16 protein-coding genes and 1 tRNA gene are annotated in these 19,214 nt (G+C 60.2%); 7 read left to right on the top strand and 10 right to left on the bottom strand.

Annotated elements, in window-relative coordinates; genetic code table 11:
• Positions 1 to 6: 6 nt before the first annotated feature.
• Positions 7 to 972, bottom strand: a complete 966-nt coding sequence (gene arsS / locus ACIGEK_RS03010; RefSeq protein ID WP_397493071.1) for an arsenosugar biosynthesis radical SAM (seleno)protein ArsS — start codon at positions 970 to 972, stop codon at positions 7 to 9.
• Between the two features lie 201 nt (positions 973 to 1,173).
• Here arsS and ACIGEK_RS03005 point away from each other — a divergent pair, with 201 nt between their 5' ends.
• From ACIGEK_RS03005 to ACIGEK_RS02995, 3 genes are all read left to right on the top strand, one after another.
• Complete coding sequence (locus tag ACIGEK_RS03005; RefSeq protein WP_397491891.1) at positions 1,174 to 1,590, top strand: hypothetical protein; 417 nt, start codon at positions 1,174 to 1,176, stop codon at positions 1,588 to 1,590.
• 11 nt (positions 1,591 to 1,601) lie between these two features.
• Positions 1,602 to 2,036: a BLUF domain-containing protein gene (locus tag ACIGEK_RS03000; protein WP_397491890.1), complete on the top strand. Its 435-nt coding sequence runs from the start codon at positions 1,602 to 1,604 to the stop codon at positions 2,034 to 2,036.
• A gap of 84 nt (positions 2,037 to 2,120) precedes the next feature.
• Positions 2,121 to 5,012 carry an EAL domain-containing protein gene (locus ACIGEK_RS02995; protein ID WP_397491889.1) on the top strand — a complete coding sequence of 964 codons (2,892 nt, stop codon included), beginning with the start codon at positions 2,121 to 2,123 and terminating at the stop codon, positions 5,010 to 5,012.
• Positions 5,013 to 5,136: 124 nt separating this feature from the next.
• Here ACIGEK_RS02995 and ACIGEK_RS02990 read toward each other — a convergent pair whose 3' ends face one another.
• The 5 genes from ACIGEK_RS02990 to ACIGEK_RS02970 all read right to left on the bottom strand — a co-directional run bounded on the left by ACIGEK_RS02990 (position 5,137) and on the right by ACIGEK_RS02970 (position 8,094).
• On the bottom strand, positions 5,137 to 5,634 hold the full coding sequence (locus ACIGEK_RS02990; protein ID WP_397491888.1) for a DUF4189 domain-containing protein: 498 nt from the start codon (positions 5,632 to 5,634) through the stop codon (positions 5,137 to 5,139).
• Between the two features lie 151 nt (positions 5,635 to 5,785).
• Entirely contained in the window at positions 5,786 to 6,277 is a 492-nt protein-coding gene (locus ACIGEK_RS02985; RefSeq protein WP_397491887.1) for a DUF4189 domain-containing protein, read from the bottom strand.
• Between the two features lie 103 nt (positions 6,278 to 6,380).
• The gene (locus ACIGEK_RS02980; protein ID WP_397491886.1) at positions 6,381 to 6,758 is read right to left on the bottom strand and encodes a hypothetical protein; all 378 of its coding nucleotides are present in this window, start codon (positions 6,756 to 6,758) and stop codon (positions 6,381 to 6,383) included.
• Between the two features lie 195 nt (positions 6,759 to 6,953).
• Entirely contained in the window at positions 6,954 to 7,244 is a 291-nt protein-coding gene (locus tag ACIGEK_RS02975) for a hypothetical protein (RefSeq protein ID WP_397491885.1), read from the bottom strand.
• A gap of 151 nt (positions 7,245 to 7,395) precedes the next feature.
• Positions 7,396 to 8,094 carry a class I SAM-dependent methyltransferase gene (locus ACIGEK_RS02970; RefSeq protein ID WP_397491884.1) on the bottom strand — a complete coding sequence of 233 codons (699 nt, stop codon included), beginning with the start codon at positions 8,092 to 8,094 and terminating at the stop codon, positions 7,396 to 7,398.
• Between the two features lie 113 nt (positions 8,095 to 8,207).
• Between ACIGEK_RS02970 and ACIGEK_RS02965 the strand changes: the two genes are divergently transcribed.
• On the top strand, positions 8,208 to 9,080 hold the full coding sequence (locus ACIGEK_RS02965; RefSeq protein WP_397491883.1) for a LysR family transcriptional regulator: 873 nt from the start codon (positions 8,208 to 8,210) through the stop codon (positions 9,078 to 9,080).
• Positions 9,081 to 9,103: 23 nt separating this feature from the next.
• Here ACIGEK_RS02965 and ACIGEK_RS02960 read toward each other — a convergent pair whose 3' ends face one another.
• The 3 genes from ACIGEK_RS02960 to gabD all read right to left on the bottom strand — a co-directional run bounded on the left by ACIGEK_RS02960 (position 9,104) and on the right by gabD (position 13,555).
• Complete coding sequence (locus ACIGEK_RS02960; protein ID WP_397491882.1) at positions 9,104 to 10,315, bottom strand: HDOD domain-containing protein; 1,212 nt, start codon at positions 10,313 to 10,315, stop codon at positions 9,104 to 9,106.
• 334 nt (positions 10,316 to 10,649) lie between these two features.
• Complete coding sequence (gabT, locus tag ACIGEK_RS02955; RefSeq protein WP_397491881.1) at positions 10,650 to 11,930, bottom strand: 4-aminobutyrate--2-oxoglutarate transaminase; 1,281 nt, start codon at positions 11,928 to 11,930, stop codon at positions 10,650 to 10,652.
• 176 nt (positions 11,931 to 12,106) lie between these two features.
• Entirely contained in the window at positions 12,107 to 13,555 is a 1,449-nt protein-coding gene (gene gabD, locus ACIGEK_RS02950) for an NADP-dependent succinate-semialdehyde dehydrogenase (protein ID WP_397491880.1), read from the bottom strand.
• A 336-nt stretch (positions 13,556 to 13,891) separates the two neighbouring features.
• On the opposite strand from gabD, the gene ACIGEK_RS02945 reads away from it, so the two are divergent.
• From ACIGEK_RS02945 to ACIGEK_RS02935, 3 genes are all read left to right on the top strand, one after another.
• Positions 13,892 to 13,968, top strand: a tRNA-Arg gene (locus tag ACIGEK_RS02945).
• A gap of 571 nt (positions 13,969 to 14,539) precedes the next feature.
• Positions 14,540 to 17,347, top strand: coding sequence for a M66 family metalloprotease (locus ACIGEK_RS02940; protein ID WP_397491879.1), 2,808 nt, complete (start codon positions 14,540 to 14,542; stop codon positions 17,345 to 17,347).
• A 38-nt stretch (positions 17,348 to 17,385) separates the two neighbouring features.
• Complete coding sequence (locus ACIGEK_RS02935) at positions 17,386 to 17,859, top strand: hypothetical protein (RefSeq protein WP_397491878.1); 474 nt, start codon at positions 17,386 to 17,388, stop codon at positions 17,857 to 17,859.
• Between the two features lie 8 nt (positions 17,860 to 17,867).
• Here the strand turns inward: ACIGEK_RS02935 and ACIGEK_RS02930 are convergent, their stop codons facing one another.
• Positions 17,868 to 19,103 (bottom strand): HD-GYP domain-containing protein, encoded by a 1,236-nt coding sequence (locus tag ACIGEK_RS02930; RefSeq protein WP_397491877.1) that lies wholly within the window; start codon positions 19,101 to 19,103, stop codon positions 17,868 to 17,870.
• Between the last annotated feature and the right edge of the window lie 111 nt (positions 19,104 to 19,214).

The following is a 19,214-nucleotide window of genomic DNA, read 5'->3' as shown; positions in this document are numbered from 1 at the left end:
CGATCCTTAGGAAGTGAGGCTGCCGCTGCAGCTTGAGCCCTGCCCGGCGGTGCAGGCGTAACAGTGATCGCGGGTAACGATGGGGTTGCCGGCAAGCGACGCGTTGAGCAGGTCACGCAGGTGCGGCCGATCACGCCCGATCACCTCGGGCAGCTGCAGCGGCAGATCGAGCATCTGGTTGAAATCGCAGTCGTACAGGTAGCCCTGCCAGTCGACGCTGACCAGCGAGCGACACATCAACGGCTCGAGGTTTTCCGGGCGATAGCTGTCACGCAGCAGCTGCATATAGCCGTTGAACTGGCCCTTGCTGACCAGGGTGCTGCCAAAGCGCGCAATCGGCTGGTTGGTGATGGTCAGCAGGTGGTTGAAGGCGATGCCAAAGTCTTCAGCCAGGTGCTGTTTGTAATCAGCTTCAAGGCTCTGCTGAGGTGGTGGCAGGCTCGGTCCTTGCGGGTTGTACACCAGGTTGAGGATCAGCCCGCTGCCCGGTTGGCCGTAACCGAGGGCATTGAGTTGCTGCAGGCCGCGAATACTGGCATCGAACACGCCATCGCCGCGCTGCTTGTCGACGTTATCGCGTGAATAGCAGGGCAGCGAGGCACTGACTTCCACGCCCTGGTCGGCGAGAAACTGCGCCAGGTCTTCATAACCCGGTTCGCTCAAGATGGTCAGGTTGCAGCGGTCGATTACTCGCAGGCCTTCACGGCGGGCGTGGATAACGATCTCGCGAAAACGCGGATGCATCTCCGGTGCGCCGCCGGTGAGGTCGAGGGTTTGCACGGGATGTGCGTCGATCACTTGATGCAGCAGGGCCAGGCTTTCGTCGGTCATGGCCTCGGTGCGGGTCGGCCCGGCATTCACATGGCAATGCAGGCAGCGCTGGTTGCAGCGGTAGGTCAGGTTGATCTGCAGCGCTTCCAGTGGGCCCCGGCGGATTGCCGGAAAAGCCAGTTGGTCGAGCAAAGGCAGCATGGCGTGCACGGTTGACTCCTTATGCTGACGCGCCGCGTGGGCGCGGCGGGCTGAATCATGCCAGCCTCCAAGTAGCCACTATAGAGAGTGCCCGGAGGTTTTTGTTACGGGAGCAATAAGAAGAATATTACCGAATTAGTTATACAAATATTATACAGCTAAGGCAGTATCAGTTAACACCAGTGAGCTGGAGGTTTATAGATGCTGCGTTTGAGCCTGTTCTTTGTGGCGGGATTTCTGGCCGTGCCGTTCTTCCATCAGCCCGTACTGGGTTTGCTGCATGCCATGGCGGTGGTGCCGTTTGCGCCGTTTAATCTGAGTCCGACCGCGCCGCTCGGCGTGCCCGCATTGCTCTCGGCATCTTTCTGGGGTGGGGTTTGGGCAGTGGTGATGCTGCTGGTGCTGCGCTGGGACGCGCACAAGCCACAACCCTGGCTTAAGGCCCTGCTGTTCGGCGGTATCGCCCTCACCACTGTCGCCCTATTGGTGGTGTTTCCACTCAAGGGCTTGGGTTTCGATCCGGTGCAGTTGCCTGGACGCTTTCTGATCGGCTTTCTGCTCAACGCCACTTGGGGCGTTGGTACCCTGATTCTGGCGCGGACCCTGCTGCCGCGCTAAAGGAGATCACCATGCTTGTCCGCCTTACCTATGCCAGCCGTGCCAGTCATGGCGTTTCTTCCGAGCTGATTCGCGAGATTCTCGACAGCTCACAGCGCAACAACCCAGGTAAAGGGTTGACCGGAATACTCTGCTGCAACGCCGATATCTTTCTGCAGGCGCTTGAAGGCCCGCGTGCCGAGGTAAATGCCTTGTATAACCGCTTGGCCGATGACAGCCGGCACAAGGATCTGACCATCCTCGATTATGCCGAAATCAGCATGCGTCGCTACAGCAACTGGAGCATGGGTTGGGCCGGGGCCAAGCAAGCCAACCGTGAGTTGTTTCTGAAATATTCGGCCAGCGACCGTTTTGATCCATTCAGCATGAGTGCCGAGCAAATTACCGGCCTACTGCAAGAGCTGAGTGAGACCGTCAGCGCAATCAAATCGCCAGTTCTCAGCTAGAATTCCTCAGCGTCAACTCGCCTAGCAGGCGGGCTGTGTTCACTCTGAGCCTTGGCGCACCTCGCAGTTTATTGAGGCGCCAGGATGCTCCGTCTGCTCAACCTTCAACTGCTGGCTGCGCTGCTCTGCTTTGCACTGGGCAGCGCCTCGGCGTTTGCCGAACTGCCACTGCTGGTGCTGAGCAGCGAGCAACTCAAGCAACCGGTGGAGGTTCCCGCCAGCCTGGTGCTGGAAGACCCCAGCGGCAACCTGACCGCCGCCGAGGTGCAGCAGCGTATTGCCAGCGAGGGCAAGCGGGTTGATGGCGTGCCGCGCCTGGGCTATTCGGCTAGCGCCTGGTGGCTGGCATTTCGCCTCGATGCACCGGTGGCAGAACGCCTCGACCTGATGATCGACCGGCCCTTTCTCGACGATATCGAACTCTGGCTGTATGACCGCGAACGGCTGATCGCGCCGTTCTACAGCGGCGACCACCGCGATTTCCTCCTGCGCGGCGCGCCATCGCCGCACTTTCTGCTCAAGCTGCCGCGTCTTGGCGAAGGCCCGCACACGTTGTTGCTAAGGGTGCAAAGCGGCTCGGCGGTGAGTGTACCGATGCAGCTGGTGGCGGCTGAGCAAAGTCCGCTATTGCTGGCCGAGCACTGGATGCGCAGCGGCCTGCTGCTGGGCGCGTTGCTCAGCCTGGCGCTGTTCTTTCTGGTGAAGTTCAGCGCCTTGCGCGAAACGCCGCTGGTTTGGTTCTGCCTGACCGTGGTCAGCGTGGCGCTGTACAACGCCAGCCTGCATGGCGTCACCAGCTTGTTGTGGCCGCAGTGGATCTGGCTGTCGGCCCAGCTGGCCAACCTGGCTAACCCCGGCATGCTGATCTTCAGCAGCCTGTTCCTCGCCAGCTCGCTGAAGCTTGAGCTGGGCCGCGTACGCCATCTGCGCAATGCGCTGTTTGCCGTGACGCTGCTGGTATGCGGCTGGACCATCTTCAGCTACGGCCACTTCCGCTCCTATCAAACGCTGAATGTGCTGATCCTGCTTAACGGGCTGTTCCAGCTGTTGCTGCTGATCCTCGGCGTGCGCCAGCGCCGGCCCTACGCCATCGCTTACCTGCTGTGCTGGAGCTCAGCGCTACTGCTGATGTTGCTGGTACCGCTGGGGCGCAGCGGGGTGATTCCGCTGCCGCCGGGCTTCAATTACATGCACGCTTTTCTGCCGGTGCTGAGCATGCTGCTGTTTGGCGGCATCCTCGACAAACAGCTGGAACAGGTTCGTCGCGCCCTGCTGCAGAGCAAGGCCCAGGCACTGGGCAATCTGCAGCAATACCAGGCGCTGTTCAGCAGCAGTGGCGAGGGGATTTTCCGCTGCACCCGCAGTGGTGCGTTAATTGAGGCCAACCCGAGTTTTGCCGCGTTGTTGGGGCTAGCGCAGGACAGCCATGACCTGTCCATGCAGCAGCTGTTGGGCGCCGAACAATGGGCCGAGCAGGTGGCGCAGCTGCATAACGAGCAGCCGGCAATCAGCCAGGAGTGTCAGATCCACGGGCGCGACGGGCAGAGCCATTGGGTCTACCTGTCGCTGCATCTGCGCCCGACTCAGGATTGCATCGAAGGCATCGTGGTTGACCTCAGCGAGCGCCGCGTCCTGGAAGAACGCCTGCAATACCTGGCTGCGCATGACTCGCTGACCGGCCTGCTCAACCGCCGCGAGCTGGAACGTTTGCTGCGCGAAAGCCTGAAGGGCCAGAGCAAGCCGCGCTACAGCCATCTGCTGTGCCTGGATCTTGATCAGTTCAAGCAGGTCAACGACCTCTGCGGGCATTCGGCCGGCGATCAGTTGCTGCGCCAGCTGTCCAGCCACCTGTTGCACCAGCTGCCGCGGCATGCCGAGCTGGCGCGCATCGGCGGTGACGAATTCGCTGTGCTGTTGCGCGAAATCAACAACGCAGCAGCCCTCGAGCATGCCGAAAGTCTGCGCCACTGCGTCGAGCAATTCGTCTTCAGCTGGCAGGGCCGACCGTTCCGTGTGCAGGCCAGCATCGGCTTGCTGGAGCTGGATGGCGGCGTCAGCGACTGGGAAACCGCACTGAACTGGGCCGACAGCGCCAGCCAGCTGGCCAAGCACCAGGGGCGCAACCGCGTGCAACAGTTCAACCCGGCCGATGGTGTGCTGCTGGAACATCAGCGCCAGCTGCAATGGATCACCCGTCTGCGTGAGGCCATAGAGCTGGGCCACTTCGAGCTGTTCTATCAGCCAGTGGTGGCATTACAGGGCGCCAACGACGGCCTGCGCTATGAAGTGCTGCTGCGTTACCGCGATCCGCACAGCGGCGAGTGGGTCAGCCCCGGGCAGTTCCTTGGCGCGGCTGAGCGTTACGGCTTTCTTGGCGCCATCGACCGCTGGGTGGTGATGCGCCTGCTGCAATGGCTGGCCGACAACCCACGGCATGTGCAGCAATTGGCTCAGGTGAATTTCAACCTCACCGCCAGCTCGCTGCTTAACGCGCACTTCCACGAAATGCTCCACAGCGAACTGCTGCGCCACAACCTGCCGGCGCACAAGCTGTGCATTGAAGTGACCGAAATGGTTGCCCTGGGCGAGCTGGGGGTGTCATCGCAATGGATCAAACAGCTGCGCAGCCTGGGCCTGAAAGTGGCGTTGGACGATTTCGGCAGTGGCTTTGCTTCCTACGCGTACCTGCGTCATTTGCCGCTGGATATCGTCAAGATCGATGGCAGTTTTATCAGCGGTATCGAGGCCGATCCGATCAACCAGGCGATGGTCGGCTCGATGCAGCAGATTGCCAGCCAACTGGGCCTGAGCACCGTGGCTGAGTTCGTCGAGACTCAGGCCACCCTGGACTGCGTGCGCGGGTTGGGACTCGACTATGCCCAAGGTTATTTTATTGGCCATCCGCAGCCTTTGACTCAGTTAAGCGACACGGCCGATGCGGAGGTGCAAATGCAGCTCGCTCTGGATAGTCGATGATATTGCGCACGCTTATCGGCTTGCCAGGCAGTGCTTTTTTGCAACCGCGTGCGGCTATGCCATCGCGATTAGCACGCAGCTTTATTCGCTCTTGTTGAAGACGCCACATAGTTAGCGAGCCGTATCACTGAGCGCGTTCTGCATAACTGCATGCGGAATAGTAGAGGTCGCAGTTGGTCGTGGTTTTTTCACAATTTCTCAGCGCCGTCTCTTCAGCATCTTTCAGATCCGGCGAGCGCGCCATGCGACTCCCGGCATCACCCCAGGCGACCGCAACGCACTGATTGTAATAGGCGATGCGGACCTCACAGGCCTTGTCAGGGGAATGCGCTTGGCATTCGGCAATCGCCTGTTGTTCAGCGTTTTCCTGTGACTTCTGACCGGCTGCAACGCCCATCGCTCCATCTGTGGTAGCGACCGCGCCCCAACGTGTTTCCCACTGAGGCTCCGGCTCCTCCGATGTCCCTGTCCCAGCGTCTGGTCCCATAGGCGCACAGCCTTCCCAGCCGGTGCTACCGCCACCAATTGGAAAATAGCCATCTGGACAGCGCCCTTCTGCGCGGGCATCTGCATGTACCAGCAGAACAGTCAGCAGGGGGAGGTAAAGAGACAATTTTTTCATGGCATCAACATCCAAACGATTGACCGCTCAAATCATCAGTACGATTGAAATACATCACTTCGCCCCCTTTAGTTTACAAAACAGAAGTTTGCCCTCGGGGCCTGACCTCTACTTTTGGTCAGTACTAAAAATGGGAGATATACCGAGCTGCTCACTGCACGCGTTCGGCATAGCTGCAGGCTGAGTAGTAGATATCGCAATTAGTTGTTTTCTGCTGGCAATTACTCAGCGCCGTCTCTTCCGCTTCGTATACGTCAGGTGAGCGCGCCCATAGGCTGCCTGCATCGCCCCAGGCGACTGCGACGCACTGGTTGTAGTAAGCGATAAGAACAGTACAGACCCTCCCCTCGGAGTGGGTTCGGCAATGGGCCAGCGCTTGCTGCTCGGCACTTTTTTGGGACTCCTGACCGGCCGCAACGCCCAGTGCACCATCAGCAGTCGCAACCGCGCCCCAGCGTGTTTCCATCTGGGGTTCCGGTTCTTGTGCACCATCGGCTCCAGGCCCCATCGGCGCACAGCCTTCCCAGCCGGCGCTACCGCCACCAATTGGAAAATAGCCATCTGGGCAGCGCCCTTCAGCATGGGCCTTTGTCTGTATCAGCAGGACTAACAGCAGAGGCAGATGAGCGAACAGTTTTTTCATGGCATCAACATCCAAATGGTTGACCGCGCAAATCATAACTAAGAGCGAGTGCACTTCCCGCTCAGCGCTTGGCCGCGCAGCGCTGAGTGGGAAGCCCGAGCACTTAGCAGCGACCTGCCGCTTGCAGCAGGGCATTGCAGGTGCTGCCGGAACTGTTGCTGCGTTGCCCGCTAGCGGCTGGCGTACCTGCCATAGGCGTGCAGATAGCGTCCGAATGTGGCGTCATGCCAAAGCTCATGGCCTTCTGGAAACCGGTGGCCGAGTACATGTAGCAGCGGTAAGTGCCGCCGTTCTTGGTGCTGACGTTGTAGTTGATGCGCCCGCCGGTTTCCTCGGTGCGCTCGGTGATGGTGAACTGCCCGGTGGGTTGGCCGATGGCCTGGGCCGTGCGTTGTTCCAGGCCGCTTTGGTTGATGGTGGCGGCGCAGCCGGACAGCAGTAGTAGAGCAGTGGTCAGGGCGGTGATTGGGAGAAGATACATGGCAAGCTCCAATGTTTTAGTGGGTACAACATAGGGACGGACCGGCAGGTCCAGGTTTGTAATTAAATTCTTTCACCGCATTAATAGTGTTCTCCCAAGCAAACGCCCTATGCGCATTGACGCGCCTAGGCGTTAAAGGAGGCAAGAACATATATGGCGAGCACAGTAAATGATGAGGCGGAGCGGGCGATTAACTTACCACCCCTCCATCAAGCCTTTAAGTTCATTAATGGTTCGCTTAACTTCATACACAGTAGATTTGGCTTCACGAGCAGTCTGTGTAATATCTTGAGCTGTTTCAACAGCGTTCCGTGTTGTTAGACCAGTATCGGATTTCTCCGGTGAATTACTATAGTCTGCAACGGCCTGAGAAGGCTGCGGAGATTGAGTTGGAACTACGTTATGACCGAACTGATTATTTGTAGCTGCGCAGCCACCCAATACAAGATGTGAACCCAAAAGGAAAACTAAAGCATAGGTTTTCATAATAATATTCCTAATTATTAGCAACAGAACAACGTCAAAAGTACAGGCCGCCAACTTGGCTGCATTAAAACTTCTGATATTACTTATATATATTTGAGCCCGTGAATCAGCCTACTTTGCTCTTAGAGCCAAACATTTAGAGCACTTACTTTCATGAACTTGGCTTGCGCGCGACGATAAACACTCGCCAGTCTTTGCCCTTGCTGCCATGGCGCTCGACGGAAAGGATTTCCAGACCTTGCTCGGTCATGGCTGCCTGTAACTGGCTGGCGTCGAAACACAAAACGGGGGGCGCCTTACCAATGGCGCGCATCAGCGGCAGGGCCAGCTTGGGAACTAGTGGATTCATCTCATTCAGGCAGGGTGTCTTCGAAATCAGTAAACCGCCTGGTTTAAGGGCATTGATGACCGAGCTCAGCGCTTGCGGTAGATCCGCCACTAGGTGCAACAGGTTTAAAGCCAGCACGGCATCGTAGGCACCCTGCTCGGCCGCAGGTGCATCGGCGTCGGCCACCTTGAAGTGCAGCTGTGGCATGGGTTGGCTGGTGAGCTTCTGGCATGCGATGGCAATCATCTGCTCGGATACATCGCTGGCCACCAGCCGCCGCGTCGCAGGAGCCAGACGCAGGGCGGTGGAGCCGGTGCCACAACCGATCTCCAACACCTCATTCTCCGTCGACAGCAATGCTTGTACGCGCTGCAACGTCCGTTCATAACCAATCAGGTCAGCAATCGGATCACTCGCATACTTGTGCGCAATCCGATTCCAGAAGCGTGCCTTGTTGGCAACGGCCGCAGAGTTTGCAGCTGCAGTGCGTTGGTCGCTGGCGGAGATGAGGGGTGAGTGCATGGGGCGCGTCCTGTGCATGGATATATGGCGAAAGCCAACAACAGTGCGGATGCTATCCTTGCGAATCACCACGGGGTATTGCGATAAATTGCAGACAACATATGCATTTATGTATGGATAAGGTCGATTGGAATCAACTGCGCGCCTTTCTCGAGACGGCAGAGACCGGCTCGCTGTCGGCGGCCGCGCGTAAGCTGGGGCAGTCGCAGCCGACCCTCAGTCGCCAGGTCGCAGCCCTGGAGCTGGCGCTGGGCGTGACGCTGTTTGAGCGGGTTGGCAAAACCATGGCGCTGACCAGCACTGGGCTGGAGTTACTCAGCCATGCCCGCGTGATGGGCGCGGCCGCGCATGAGTTGGGCCTGGCCGCGACCGGGCGCTCGGAAGAGGTCGAGGGCGTTGTGTCTGTGGCCACCAGTGACGCTGTGGCGGCGTACCTGATGCCGAAGATCCTTCTGCATATCCGCCAGGCTGCACCCGGCATCCAGGTTGAGGTGGTCGCTTCTGACGGTTTCAGCGACCTATTGCGCCGTGAGGCCGACATTGCCATTCGCCATGTGCGGCCTGAGCAACCTGAACTGATCGGCCGCTTGGTCCGGCAGAGTTCCGCCGGCTTCTACGCGTCCGAGAGCTGGGTTCGCGAACATGGCCTACCGCGTACTGCTGAAGAGGCGTTGCAGCACGACTTTATCGGCCTGGACCGCACGGGCCACTACCTGCAACACCTGCGCGGCCAAGGCCTGTTGCTGAGCAGCGCGAACTTTCGCAGCTACGCCGACAACTCCGTGACCTACTGGGAAATGATCCGTCAGGGCCTGGGTATCGGCGCAATCATGGAAGAGATCGCCCGGGAAACTCCGGGCGTGGTTCGCGTGCTGGAGGATGTCGCCGGCTTCCCGCTGCCGATCTGGCTGGTCACCCACCGCGAGCTGCGCACTGCGCCGCGTATCCGTATCGTTTTCGATCTGCTGGCCGAGGTCCTGGCCTGATCAGTGTTCGCTTTAGTCAGCTGTCAGCTAGCGATTGCAAACGGCATGCGTTCCAGCAGGCTGAGGTCTAGGCGCAGCATGCGCACGCAGCGTTCATCGCGTAGCTCTTTCGGCGACTGGTTGCTGCGCAGGCGCAGCAGCTGGCAGACCAGATTGAGCACCAGCGCCTCGCGACTAAACACCCCGCTGCCGAGGTTGTAGAACGCTGCGATCAGCTCACGCAAACCAAACGGCAGGCGCCAGCGGATGCGCAGCGCCGAGCCGAAGCTGGCGGCGCGTTGCTGGAAGCTCTGGTGAATATCCTCATCGCGCAATACGCCGCCGGCGTCCTGCCAATCCTGCAGGCTGCGCAGTAGGGCCAGTTCGCCGATGTTGTGCAGCAGCGCGGCGGTAAAGCACAGCTCCGTATCCAGTTGCAGCTCGTCTGCCAGCCAGCGCGCCAGTTCGGCACTGCGCTGGGCACTATCCCAGGCACTGCTGGCCAGCTCGGCCAGGCGCGGGTCACTGAGCCGCGCATTGCGCTGCACGGCCATGCCCAATACCAGATTCAGCGTGCGCGCCAGCCCCAGGCGCCGCAGGGCCTGGCTCAAGGTCTGGCAGGGTGCGCCCTGGTGTTGGGCGGCGCTGTTGGCGGCGGCGATCAGCCGAGCGGTGATCTGCGGGTCACGGGCGAACACCTCTTCCAGCTCGCGCAGGTCGCTGTCGTCACCGTTCAGGCACTGGCTCACCGAATCGCGTACCGAGGCCAGCAACGGTGCGCCCTGGCCCTCTTCGCGCACCGCATTGAGGTAGTCATCCAGGCTATCGACCAGCAGAGGAGCGGCTGCTGCGGTTTCGTTGGCGGCGGCGCGGCCGAGGATGCCAAGCAGGCGCTGGCGCAGTTGTTCGGCATTGAACGGCTTGGCCAGGTAGGCCGCCGGTGCCAGTGGCCGTGCGGCGCGCACGCTGCTGGCGTCCAGACGGCTGCTAATCAGGATAAACGGCAGTGCTGGGGTGCGCGGATGCCGGCGCAGTTGCCGCAGCAATTCCAGGCCATCCAGGACGGGTAGGTCGCCATCGGCAATCACCAAAGCGGGCAAACGGCGTTTGCATTTGGCGAGTGCCGCCTCGCCATCGGTGACTCGGATAATCCGCGCATCGGCGCGCACATCGAGTACCAGTTGCGCGAGCAGATCGGCAGTCCAGGGGTCTGCTTCGGCGATCAAAATCTCCGGAGCGTTGGCCAGGGCAGTCATGAAAACCTCAGGGAAAGCGTGATGGCAAAATAATGGCGTCAGCGATGTGACGGCGCGCAGTGTACGGGCTGGCAACTTTAAAACCAGCCTTGGCCGACGAAATACTGAGTGTTTCGTCAACTTCGCAATTCTGTCTGAAAATACTGTAATAGAGCGGTCTGGTTGTCCTACAAAGCGTCATTTAGGCGCTGTTAGAACGCAGGCGGGACGATATCTGGCGTCCTCGTGCGCCGGTTAATAGCACCTGGCTATCCGTTTGATTGCCGTGGTTAGCCCAGAACGCAAAAGACCCGCCGAAGCGGGTCTTTTTTACTGCCGGGCTAATGCCGCGTGCTTAGGCCAGTTCGGCGAAGCACTCGGCGATAATCGCCAGGCCCTTGTCGAGCAGAGCGTCTTCGGCGGTCAGCGGGACCAGTACGCGCAACACGTTGCCGTAGGTACCGCAGGACAGCAGGATCAGGCCCTTGTCGCGTGCCTTGGCCACCACGGCGGCGGTCAGAGCGGCGTTGGGCTTGTGCAGGTCGCCGCCTTCGAACAGCTCGATGGCGATCATCGCACCGAGGGCGCGCACGTCACCGATGGCCTTGTGCTTGGTCTGGATGGCCTTGAGGCCCGTGACCAGACGCTCGCCAACAGCCTTGCAGCGATCCAGCAGCTTCTCTTCCTCGAACACTTGCATCACGGCCAGGGCTGCGGCGCAGGCAATCGGGCTGCCGGCGTAAGTGCCGCCCAGGCCACCTGGAGCGATGGCGTCCATGTATTCAGCCTTGCCGCACACACCGGCCACCGGGAAACCGCCGGCGATGGATTTGGCGAAGGTGGTCAGGTCGGCAGCGACGCCCATCTGTTCCATGGCGAAGAAGGTGCCGGTACGGCCAGCGCCGGTCTGCACTTCGTCGGCGATCAGCAGGATGCCGTGCTGATCACACAGTGCGCGCAGGCGCAGCATGAAGTCTTTCGGCGCGACGTAGAAGCCGCCCTCGCCTTGCACCGGCTCGATGATGATCGCGGCAATGTCTTTCGGCTCGGCGTCGTTCTTGAAGATGCGCTCGATGCTGGCGATCGCATCATCTGTGCTCACGCCGTGCAGTTCGCACGGGTACTGGGCGCGGAAAATGCCGCCGGGCATCAGGCCCATGCCGGCCGAGTAGGGTACGACTTTACCGGTCAGACCCAGGGTCATCATGGTGCGGCCGTGGTAACCGCCGGTGAAGGCGATCACGCCAGCGCGGCCAGTGGCAGCACGGGCGATCTTCACCGCGTTTTCCACGGCTTCGGAGCCAGTGGTCACCAGCAGGGTCTTCTTGGCGAAGTCGCCCGGGACCTTGGCGTTGACCTTCTCGCACAGCTCGACATAAGGCTCGTACGCCAGCACCTGGAAGCAGGTGTGGGTCAGCTTGGTCAGCTGTTCCTGCACGGCAGCAATCACTTTCGGGTGCAGGTGGCCGGTGTTGAGTACCGCGATACCGCCGGCGAAGTCGATAAATTCGCGACCTTCAACGTCGGTAACGGTGGCGTTCTTCGCCGACTCAGCGAAGATCGGGTGGATCTGGCCCACGCCGCGCGGTACGGCAGCGGTGCGACGTTGCATCAAAGATTCGTTGGTCTTGCTCATGATGTCCTCATTCGCCGATTTATCTCGGCGTGGTTCAAGGATGTGTCACCGGCGGCGGCTTGGCAGTATTCGATGATCGACTGTCACAGCACGCTCGGCCACAGGTATGTCCATATAAAAGCCGAAGGCGCAGCGCTCTCGTGCGTCTTCGGCGGGGTTACTGCTACGTCGCCAGGTTAGATACCCAGGCAGAGGTATTTGATTTCCAGGTAATCCTCAATGCCGTATTTGGAGCCTTCACGGCCCAGGCCGGAAGCTTTCACGCCGCCGAACGGTGCGACTTCATTGGAGATCAACCCGGTGTTGACGCCGACCATACCGTATTCCAGGGCTTCCGCCACGCGGAACACGCGACCCAGGTCACGAGCGTAGAAATACGAGGCCAGGCCGAACTCGGTGTCGTTGGACATGGCGATCACGTCTGCCTCGTCCTTGAAGCGGAACAGCGGTGCCAGCGGGCCAAAGGTTTCTTCCTTGGCCACTGCAGCGTTATTCGGCACGTCGACCAGAATGGTTGGCTCGAAGAAGCTGCCACCCAGTGCGTGCGGCTTGCCGCCGGTGAGCAGGCGCGCGCCTTTGCTCAGTGCGTCGGCGATGTGTTCCTGCACTTTTGCCACGGCTTTGTCGTCGATCAGCGGGCCGGTGGTGGTGCCGTCATCCAGACCGTTGCCGATCTGCAGCTTGGCCACAGCGGCGGCCAGCTTCTCGGCGAAGGCGTCATATACACCGTCCTGAATGTACAGGCGGTTGGCGCAGACGCAGGTCTGGCCGTTGTTGCGGTATTTGGAGATCAGCGCGCCTTCAACGGCTTTATCCAGGTCGGCGTCGTCGAACACGATAAACGGCGCGTTGCCGCCCAGCTCCAGCGAGACCTTCTTGATGTCCTTGGCGCATTCGGCCATCAGCTGGCGACCAATTTCGGTGGAGCCGGTGAAGCTCAGCTTGCGCACGATCGGGTTGCTGGTCAGCTCGCTGCCGATATCGCCCGCACTGCCGGTGACCACACTCAGTACGCCTTTCGGAATGCCGGCACGCTCGGCCAGAGCGACCAGAGCCAGGGCGGAGAATGGAGTCTGCGATGCGGGCTTGATCACCATGGTGCAGCCAGCGGCCAGTGCCGGGCCAGCTTTACGGGTGATCATCGCCGCCGGGAAGTTCCACGGCGTGATGGCGGCGGTTACGCCGATGGGCTGCTTGATTACGATCAGGCGCTTATCCGGCTGGTGGCCCGGAATCACGTCGCCATACACGCGCTTGGCTTCTTCGGCGAACCACTCAATAAAGGAGGCTGCGTAAACGATCTCGCCCTTGGCTTCAGCCAGTGGCTTGCCCTGCTCCAGAGTCATCAGGCGGCCGAGGTCGTCCTTGTTTTCGATCAGCAGTTCAAACCAGCGGCGCAGTTTGTTCGAGCGCTCTTTGGCGGTCAGGGCACGCCAGGCTGGCAAGGCGCGGTCAGCAGCTTCGATTGCGCGACGGGTCTCCGCTGCGCCCATCTTCGGCACGGTACCGATGATTTCGCCGGTGGCCGGGTTGTTGACCTTGATGGTCTGGCCGCTGTCGGCGTCCAGCCAGGTACCGTCGATATAAGCCTGCTGACGGAACAGCTGGGTGTCTTTCAGTTGCATGGCAGTCTCCTAAATTCCGACACCCTGGCATCGGTACGTGTCATCGAATGGCCACACTGCAGTGCAGCTGGGCTTGATCTGTTGGGCTCATGCTGCCGATTGGCGGGCGCAGGACGCGGCACGCACGATTTCAGCAAGAGCGTTTGAAATCTCAAACGAATCCTAGGGTCAAGAGGGGTAAAGGGCAATAGCCTGTTCGAAAAAATTAACGGATTATTGCTCTTATTCAAGGGATTTATACGAATAGACAGCTAGCAGTCGCTTTGCGTGCAGAATCACGAACAAGGCGGCAGCATGGACGCCCGCCAGCGAGATGCGTATGATTGCGCCCGCGCTGCACCAGTAGCTCAGCTGGATAGAGTACTGCCCTCCGAAGGCAGGGGTCGTGGGTTCGAATCCCGCCTGGTGCGCCATATATAAACGAAAGCCCCAGGCGAAAACTTGGGGCTTTTTTGTTTGGTGTCCACCCTGCGTCCTGCATAAGCCTTAGTCGGTGCCGCACCTTTTGCGGGCTGACTTCAACAAGGCCTATCCCCTTCGATCCTCGCCACGTCGCCCCCGAGAAGAGGACGTTTCGGCTCTCCAGTATCCGACTCAGTAGTTGCTCTGCTTCTTGAGATTTCAGGTGTTCCCCCGCACACCTACGTTGTGGACCATTGGCCGGGGTTGAATGTGTGAGAACTATCACAGCGATCATTCAGCAAACTGACCGACTTAGCAGCTTTAATTATGCTCGCGCGCTCTCTTATGCCGCTTTCCATTTCAAGGTGACGGCGCATAGAAAAATTATCGAGTGCATGGACGCGCGAAACCATATCGAGCCGCTCGCATGTTTCGAGTTTTTCAGGGGTTGCCGCGTCCGCGTGTTTTAGCCCGCTACTCCTGCCTATCCCATGACGATTACCCATATGTCGAACTGCCTCTGCACGGCCTGGGTGACTGTGCGGCCGTTATTACGACTTTCCAGAATAAGGTTGAGAAATCATGTTTCGTGTAAGCCTGTTGCTGCTGGCGCTGTTTAACCTGACAGGCTGCCTGGATCTGGGTGGCGGCGGTGGTGGAAGCAGTAGTGGCGGCGGTAATAACGCTGGCAGTCGTCCGCCGACGACTGAGCCACCCGTGGTTACGCCACCAGTTGCGCCGCCCGTCGAACCCCCGGTCGTGGAGCCGCCCGTCACGCCGCCAGTGACACCTCCAGTAGAGCCGCCGGTGGTTGCGCCACCGCCTGGTGAGACCTTTCCCGAGCCGTCCGCTGCGGTGGTTGACGAGATCAATGCGCAGGGCTTTTACGATGTTGGGGCAGACGGCCAGCCGCGCCCGGTGCGCAATGATCTGACGGGTGATCTGGCGGCCATGCTGCAGTTCGTACAGAGCCATTCGGTCGATCCGCAGGGCAACGAGGCGAAGAACATGCCGCGTCTAACCAGCGAGCGTGAGGCGCTTTTGCTGGTAACTCCGCTGCCGACAGAGCGGCTACCGCAACAGTTGCGTGTGCAGGTGACGGTGGACGGTGATCTCAAGGGTGAGCTGGTATTGAGTGAGCCGGACCGGTTGCCGAGGGCGGATCGCACTGGAGCGGATAGCCGCCCTGATGTGGTCTATTCGCGGCGCGCCTGGTCCGCTGTGTTGCCTTGGGATTGGGTCCGGCCGGGGATGAGCCTGCAGGTTATCGATGAGCGCGGGCGGCGTGGCGAGCGCAGCGCAGCGGCTTTCGATTTTGCTGCGCCGGCCGAGTTGGTGGTGCAGTCGATTCGCTTGGGTATGCTCACAGAACCTCCTGTCAGTGATGCGCACTGGATGCTCAACCGGGCGGCGCAGGCGGCTACCGAATACTTCCAGACCGTTCCGGTTGCACGGCTTTTGGTCAGCCAGTATGAGGACGTCAGGCTGGATCGGGTGATGGTCGGCAGTGGCGTTATCTATGACACGGCAAGTGCCGGAGAAGGTGGGGTTTACAGCGGCGACATGCGCGAGAACACCGCCAAGTCCACCTTCAGCACCGGCATCAACCTGGCCAACTGGGGTATCACCAGCGCCGGGATGGTCAGCCAGCAGCAACCCCAACTCACGCAAACGGCGGTGATTCATCATGCCGCCGGAACCTACAGCAACGGCCGGCAAACTCACGGGCTGAGTGGCGGCAACGGCATCCTCACGTTGTATAACGCTGTGGGCAATGAATTCAGCCATGAAATCGGCCACCACTACGGTATAGGCCATTACCCGGGTGAGAAAAACGGCAACTACTTCCTGGCCGTGCATCATCACGACAGTGGCTGGGGCTATATCGCTTACCGCAAACGTATGCGTGCCAACCTGCTCTGGGCGCGCAACAAGACGGCAGCCATGAGTGGAACGCCGCTGTTTGCCGATGCCTACGCGTTTGCGCCGGATGCTATGTCTGGCGGTGATTTCACCAGTGCGCTATCCAGCTATACCCACTACACCGGCTACAGCACCAAGAACTGGATCCAGCCGAACCTGAATAACCGTGCAGTCTGGGCCGCCGACTCACCCACCGGCTACCGCAAGTGGGACGCTGACACACGCAAGATGGAGACCATCCAGCCCAAGGTGCCGAGCTCGAATCAGGTCTGGTACAACAGCGCCGATGGCAACTACCGCAAGCCTCGTCTGTTCGGGGTGCCGGTTTTCACTCTCCTCGGCGGCTATGACCCGGTGACCAACAGCGGCGTGCTCTACCCGGCGCTACGCGGCAACTGGGGCCAAGTGTATGAGCTGCCGGCCCCCAATGACGCAGCGGCCACCAAGCAGTGCTGGCTGAAAGTGGATTTTGTCGGCGGTGCCAGCCAGCGCATCGCCGTCGCGCCACTGCGCATGGGCAGCAACGCCAACAAGCTGCATATCAACCTGGCGCAGGCCGAGCGGCCGCTGGCGGCTACTCTGCAGTGCCGTGAAGCGCCGGGTGACAACCCGGTTGATCTGGCCAGCCTCGCCATTGCCCAGGGCTTGCCCGCCATGCCGGCTCCTGTAGTGGTGGGCCGCGAGGAGCGTTTCAAGGCGTTGTTCAACGAAGAACGGCCGAAGCTGCAAGCGGCGTTGGAGGCGATTGCCAATCAGCCGGTGCTGGCCTTAACCGGTGAGGCTCGTCTGCTCTATGACAGCTATGCCGAGCAAACTGATGGGCTGTCGGCGACCGCTCAACAGGTGATGCAGCGGCTGAAAAGTCAGGAGGAGCGTGCACTACGTTTGAACCGCTGGCTTGATGCCCATGGCGCGCAACTGGCGAGCAGCGATGCCGCACGCACTGCCCTCGACGCGCTACTGCTAACCCTGCAGTTTGATCAGCGCCCCCTGCTCCCAGCGCCGCAAAGCTTCACCATGAACAATGGCAACTGTGTGCGCGCGGAGCTGAAGGCGGGAGTCTGGAGCCCCTACGTAGCGGGCAAGGCGCAGTGTACGGGCAGCGTCGATGAGCAGTGGCTGGTTGATGCCAGCGGGCGTATTCGCAGCGCTGCACAGCCGAGCAAATGCCTGACAGCAACCAATGACATCAGCCTCAGCGACTGCGATGCGCAGCGCGATACACAAGCCTGGGATTTTGCTGCCTTGCCCCAGTTGAAGTATGCCGGGCGCTGCGTAGACCTGTCGCAGGGCTTCCTCACCAATGGCCGCGGCAAGCTGATCATGTATGGCTGCACCGGAGGGGCTAACCAGAAGTGGTTTGGCTTGTCGTTGAATGACTATGCGTTGCTGCCGCTGCTGAAGAGCCGCAACCTGGTGAGCTTTATCGGCTATGCGCAACGGCAGGACAACGTGCCAAGCTTATGATCGAGTGCAGCACAATCACCCGGCGCATCAGGGTTGCGATGAGCCGAGCGGTGCTGAGTTTGTGCCTGGCATTTCCGGCTGGCGCGGTACAGCTACCGAGTGATCTGCTGCCTGACCATGTGCCGTGGATGCTGCCTGCGTCAAACCCCCTGACGGGCCTTGGACATTGGCAGCTGCATGGTCTGTTTCGCCAGAGCAGTGGCGGCGGCTGGGCGCTGCTCAGCATCGGTCAGGCGGCCGCGCAACGGGTTGAGTTCGGCGCGGTATTACCGGGAGGCATACGCCTGGCGGCCATCGAGAATGAAGGGGTTTGGTTGCAGCGCGGCCCGTCGCGAGCATTCCTGCGCCTCGGCGGCACGCTGCAATCAACTGTGGCCAGCGAGTTTGTTACTGAGAGTTCAGAGGCGCTTGGTGCGCCTTCAGCAACCTGCCAAGAGTACATATCCGGCGGTGTGCCGTTGGAAGAACTGACGGCCCTAGGTATGTGCTCGGCGGGCAGTTCTGGTTTATAGCTGCTGCGCTATAAATGCGCCGGGACAATCAAACCCTTGCTGCGGTAGTGATCTATATGGATGCCAAAGACCCCACTGCTGTGCACTTCGTGGATGCGGTAGGGTCTGCCGCTGGGGTCATTGGTCGTTTTGCCCAGGTCAATAATGCTTTCCTTGCAGGGTTGTTTTTGCGCATCCAGCACGCGCAGGACCCTGGGTTTGAGCTTGTTGCCGGGTGGGCAGCCGATGATGATGGCGACTTCGCCATTGGTCAGCTCGACGATTTCCCCTGGCGGATAGATGCCGATCATGTGGATAAAACAATCGACAATTTCTCTGTCGAAATGGCTGTTAACCGCCTCCAGCAGGAGGCGCAGTGACTCCAGGCTGGATTTGCCTTTGCTGTAGACGCGGTCGCTGTTGATGGCGTCATAGCTGTCGGCCACGGCGATGATTTTGGCAAAGTAGGGGATCTTGCTGGCATTCAGGCCGCGCGGGTAACCCCGGCCATCCAGGCGTTCATGGTGCGAGTAGGCGACGTCGACGGTGGCGGCAGTGACCTGCTGGTTGCTCATCAGCAGCTTGCGCCCTTCGTCGGCGTGGCTCTGCATGATGCACAACTCTTCGGCGGTCAGCGCGCCGGGCTTGTTGAGGATCTCGTTGGGCACCTTGATCTTGCCGACGTCATGAAGCATGCCGCATACGCCAATCTGTTCGAGCTGGTAGGCCGGCAGGCCCAGTTCTTTAGCCAGAGCAATCGAGAGGATGGCTACGCGCAGCGAATGCTCGGCAGTGTATTCGTCGCTGTTCTTGATGCGCGCCAACCAGAGCATCGCAGCCGGGTTGCGCAGGATGCTCTCGACGCAATCCATGATGACCGCTTTGACTGCACCTACATCGAGCTCCTGACCCAGTTTGACCGCCTGCAGAATCCGCAGCGACTCTTCGCGTGCGGCGTGCCAGGTGGGGGCGGCCTGGAGCATTTCCAGGTTGAAGTCGACTTTGGCGATAACCGGCTGCAGCGCCTCTGGCTGGGCAATGTTTGCCGTAACCTGATCATGCACAGTGACGGCCTGCTGGGCATCAACCCAGACGTAGCGGCAGACTTCCTGCAGCAGGCGAATGTCCTGCTGCTGGCGAATGCGAAAGCCTTGAAAGAGAAACGAGGTGTCCGTCCATGGCCGGTCCAGCTCGACCACATACATGCCGACTGTCAGTTGCGCTGCGTCGACTTTGACACGGTCTGGTTTGACTTCACCGTCCATGGAGCTCTCCACTGGGAGCGGCTGGGTGCGAGCTATTAGCTGTCTCTGGTGCACGGCGCAGCAAATGGCTGTTGCCTATTGCCTATTGGTGGCGTGGATTTTCAGCATAGC

Origin of the sequence: Pseudomonas sp. NPDC079086 (genome assembly GCF_044542155.1) — a bacterium.
In the GTDB taxonomy this organism is placed as follows: domain Bacteria; phylum Pseudomonadota; class Gammaproteobacteria; order Pseudomonadales; family Pseudomonadaceae; genus Aquipseudomonas.
The sequence above is the reverse complement of the archived record's forward strand: the minus strand, read 5'-3'. Positions and strand labels throughout refer to the sequence as shown.

Coding starts and splice junctions, on each gene's coding strand:
- ACIGEK_RS02990 (WP_397491888.1), bottom strand. CDS start 5,634: ATGAAAAAATTGTCTCTTTACCTCCCCCTGCTGACTGTTCTGCTGGTA.
- ACIGEK_RS02980 (WP_397491886.1), bottom strand. CDS start 6,758: ATGTATCTTCTCCCAATCACCGCCCTGACCACTGCTCTACTACTGCTG.
- arsS (WP_397493071.1), bottom strand. CDS start 972: ATGCTGCCTTTGCTCGACCAACTGGCTTTTCCGGCAATCCGCCGGGGC.
- ACIGEK_RS02975 (WP_397491885.1), bottom strand. CDS start 7,244: ATGAAAACCTATGCTTTAGTTTTCCTTTTGGGTTCACATCTTGTATTG.
- ACIGEK_RS02935 (WP_397491878.1), top strand. CDS start 17,386: ATGAGCCGAGCGGTGCTGAGTTTGTGCCTGGCATTTCCGGCTGGCGCG.
- ACIGEK_RS02995 (WP_397491889.1), top strand. CDS start 2,121: ATGCTCCGTCTGCTCAACCTTCAACTGCTGGCTGCGCTGCTCTGCTTT.
- ACIGEK_RS02970 (WP_397491884.1), bottom strand. CDS start 8,094: ATGCACTCACCCCTCATCTCCGCCAGCGACCAACGCACTGCAGCTGCA.
- gabD (WP_397491880.1), bottom strand. CDS start 13,555: ATGCAACTGAAAGACACCCAGCTGTTCCGTCAGCAGGCTTATATCGAC.
- ACIGEK_RS02930 (WP_397491877.1), bottom strand. CDS start 19,103: ATGGACGGTGAAGTCAAACCAGACCGTGTCAAAGTCGACGCAGCGCAA.
- ACIGEK_RS02960 (WP_397491882.1), bottom strand. CDS start 10,315: ATGACTGCCCTGGCCAACGCTCCGGAGATTTTGATCGCCGAAGCAGAC.
- ACIGEK_RS02940 (WP_397491879.1), top strand. CDS start 14,540: ATGTTTCGTGTAAGCCTGTTGCTGCTGGCGCTGTTTAACCTGACAGGC.
- ACIGEK_RS02965 (WP_397491883.1), top strand. CDS start 8,208: ATGGATAAGGTCGATTGGAATCAACTGCGCGCCTTTCTCGAGACGGCA.
- ACIGEK_RS02985 (WP_397491887.1), bottom strand. CDS start 6,277: ATGAAAAAACTGTTCGCTCATCTGCCTCTGCTGTTAGTCCTGCTGATA.
- ACIGEK_RS03005 (WP_397491891.1), top strand. CDS start 1,174: ATGCTGCGTTTGAGCCTGTTCTTTGTGGCGGGATTTCTGGCCGTGCCG.
- ACIGEK_RS03000 (WP_397491890.1), top strand. CDS start 1,602: ATGCTTGTCCGCCTTACCTATGCCAGCCGTGCCAGTCATGGCGTTTCT.
- gabT (WP_397491881.1), bottom strand. CDS start 11,930: ATGAGCAAGACCAACGAATCTTTGATGCAACGTCGCACCGCTGCCGTA.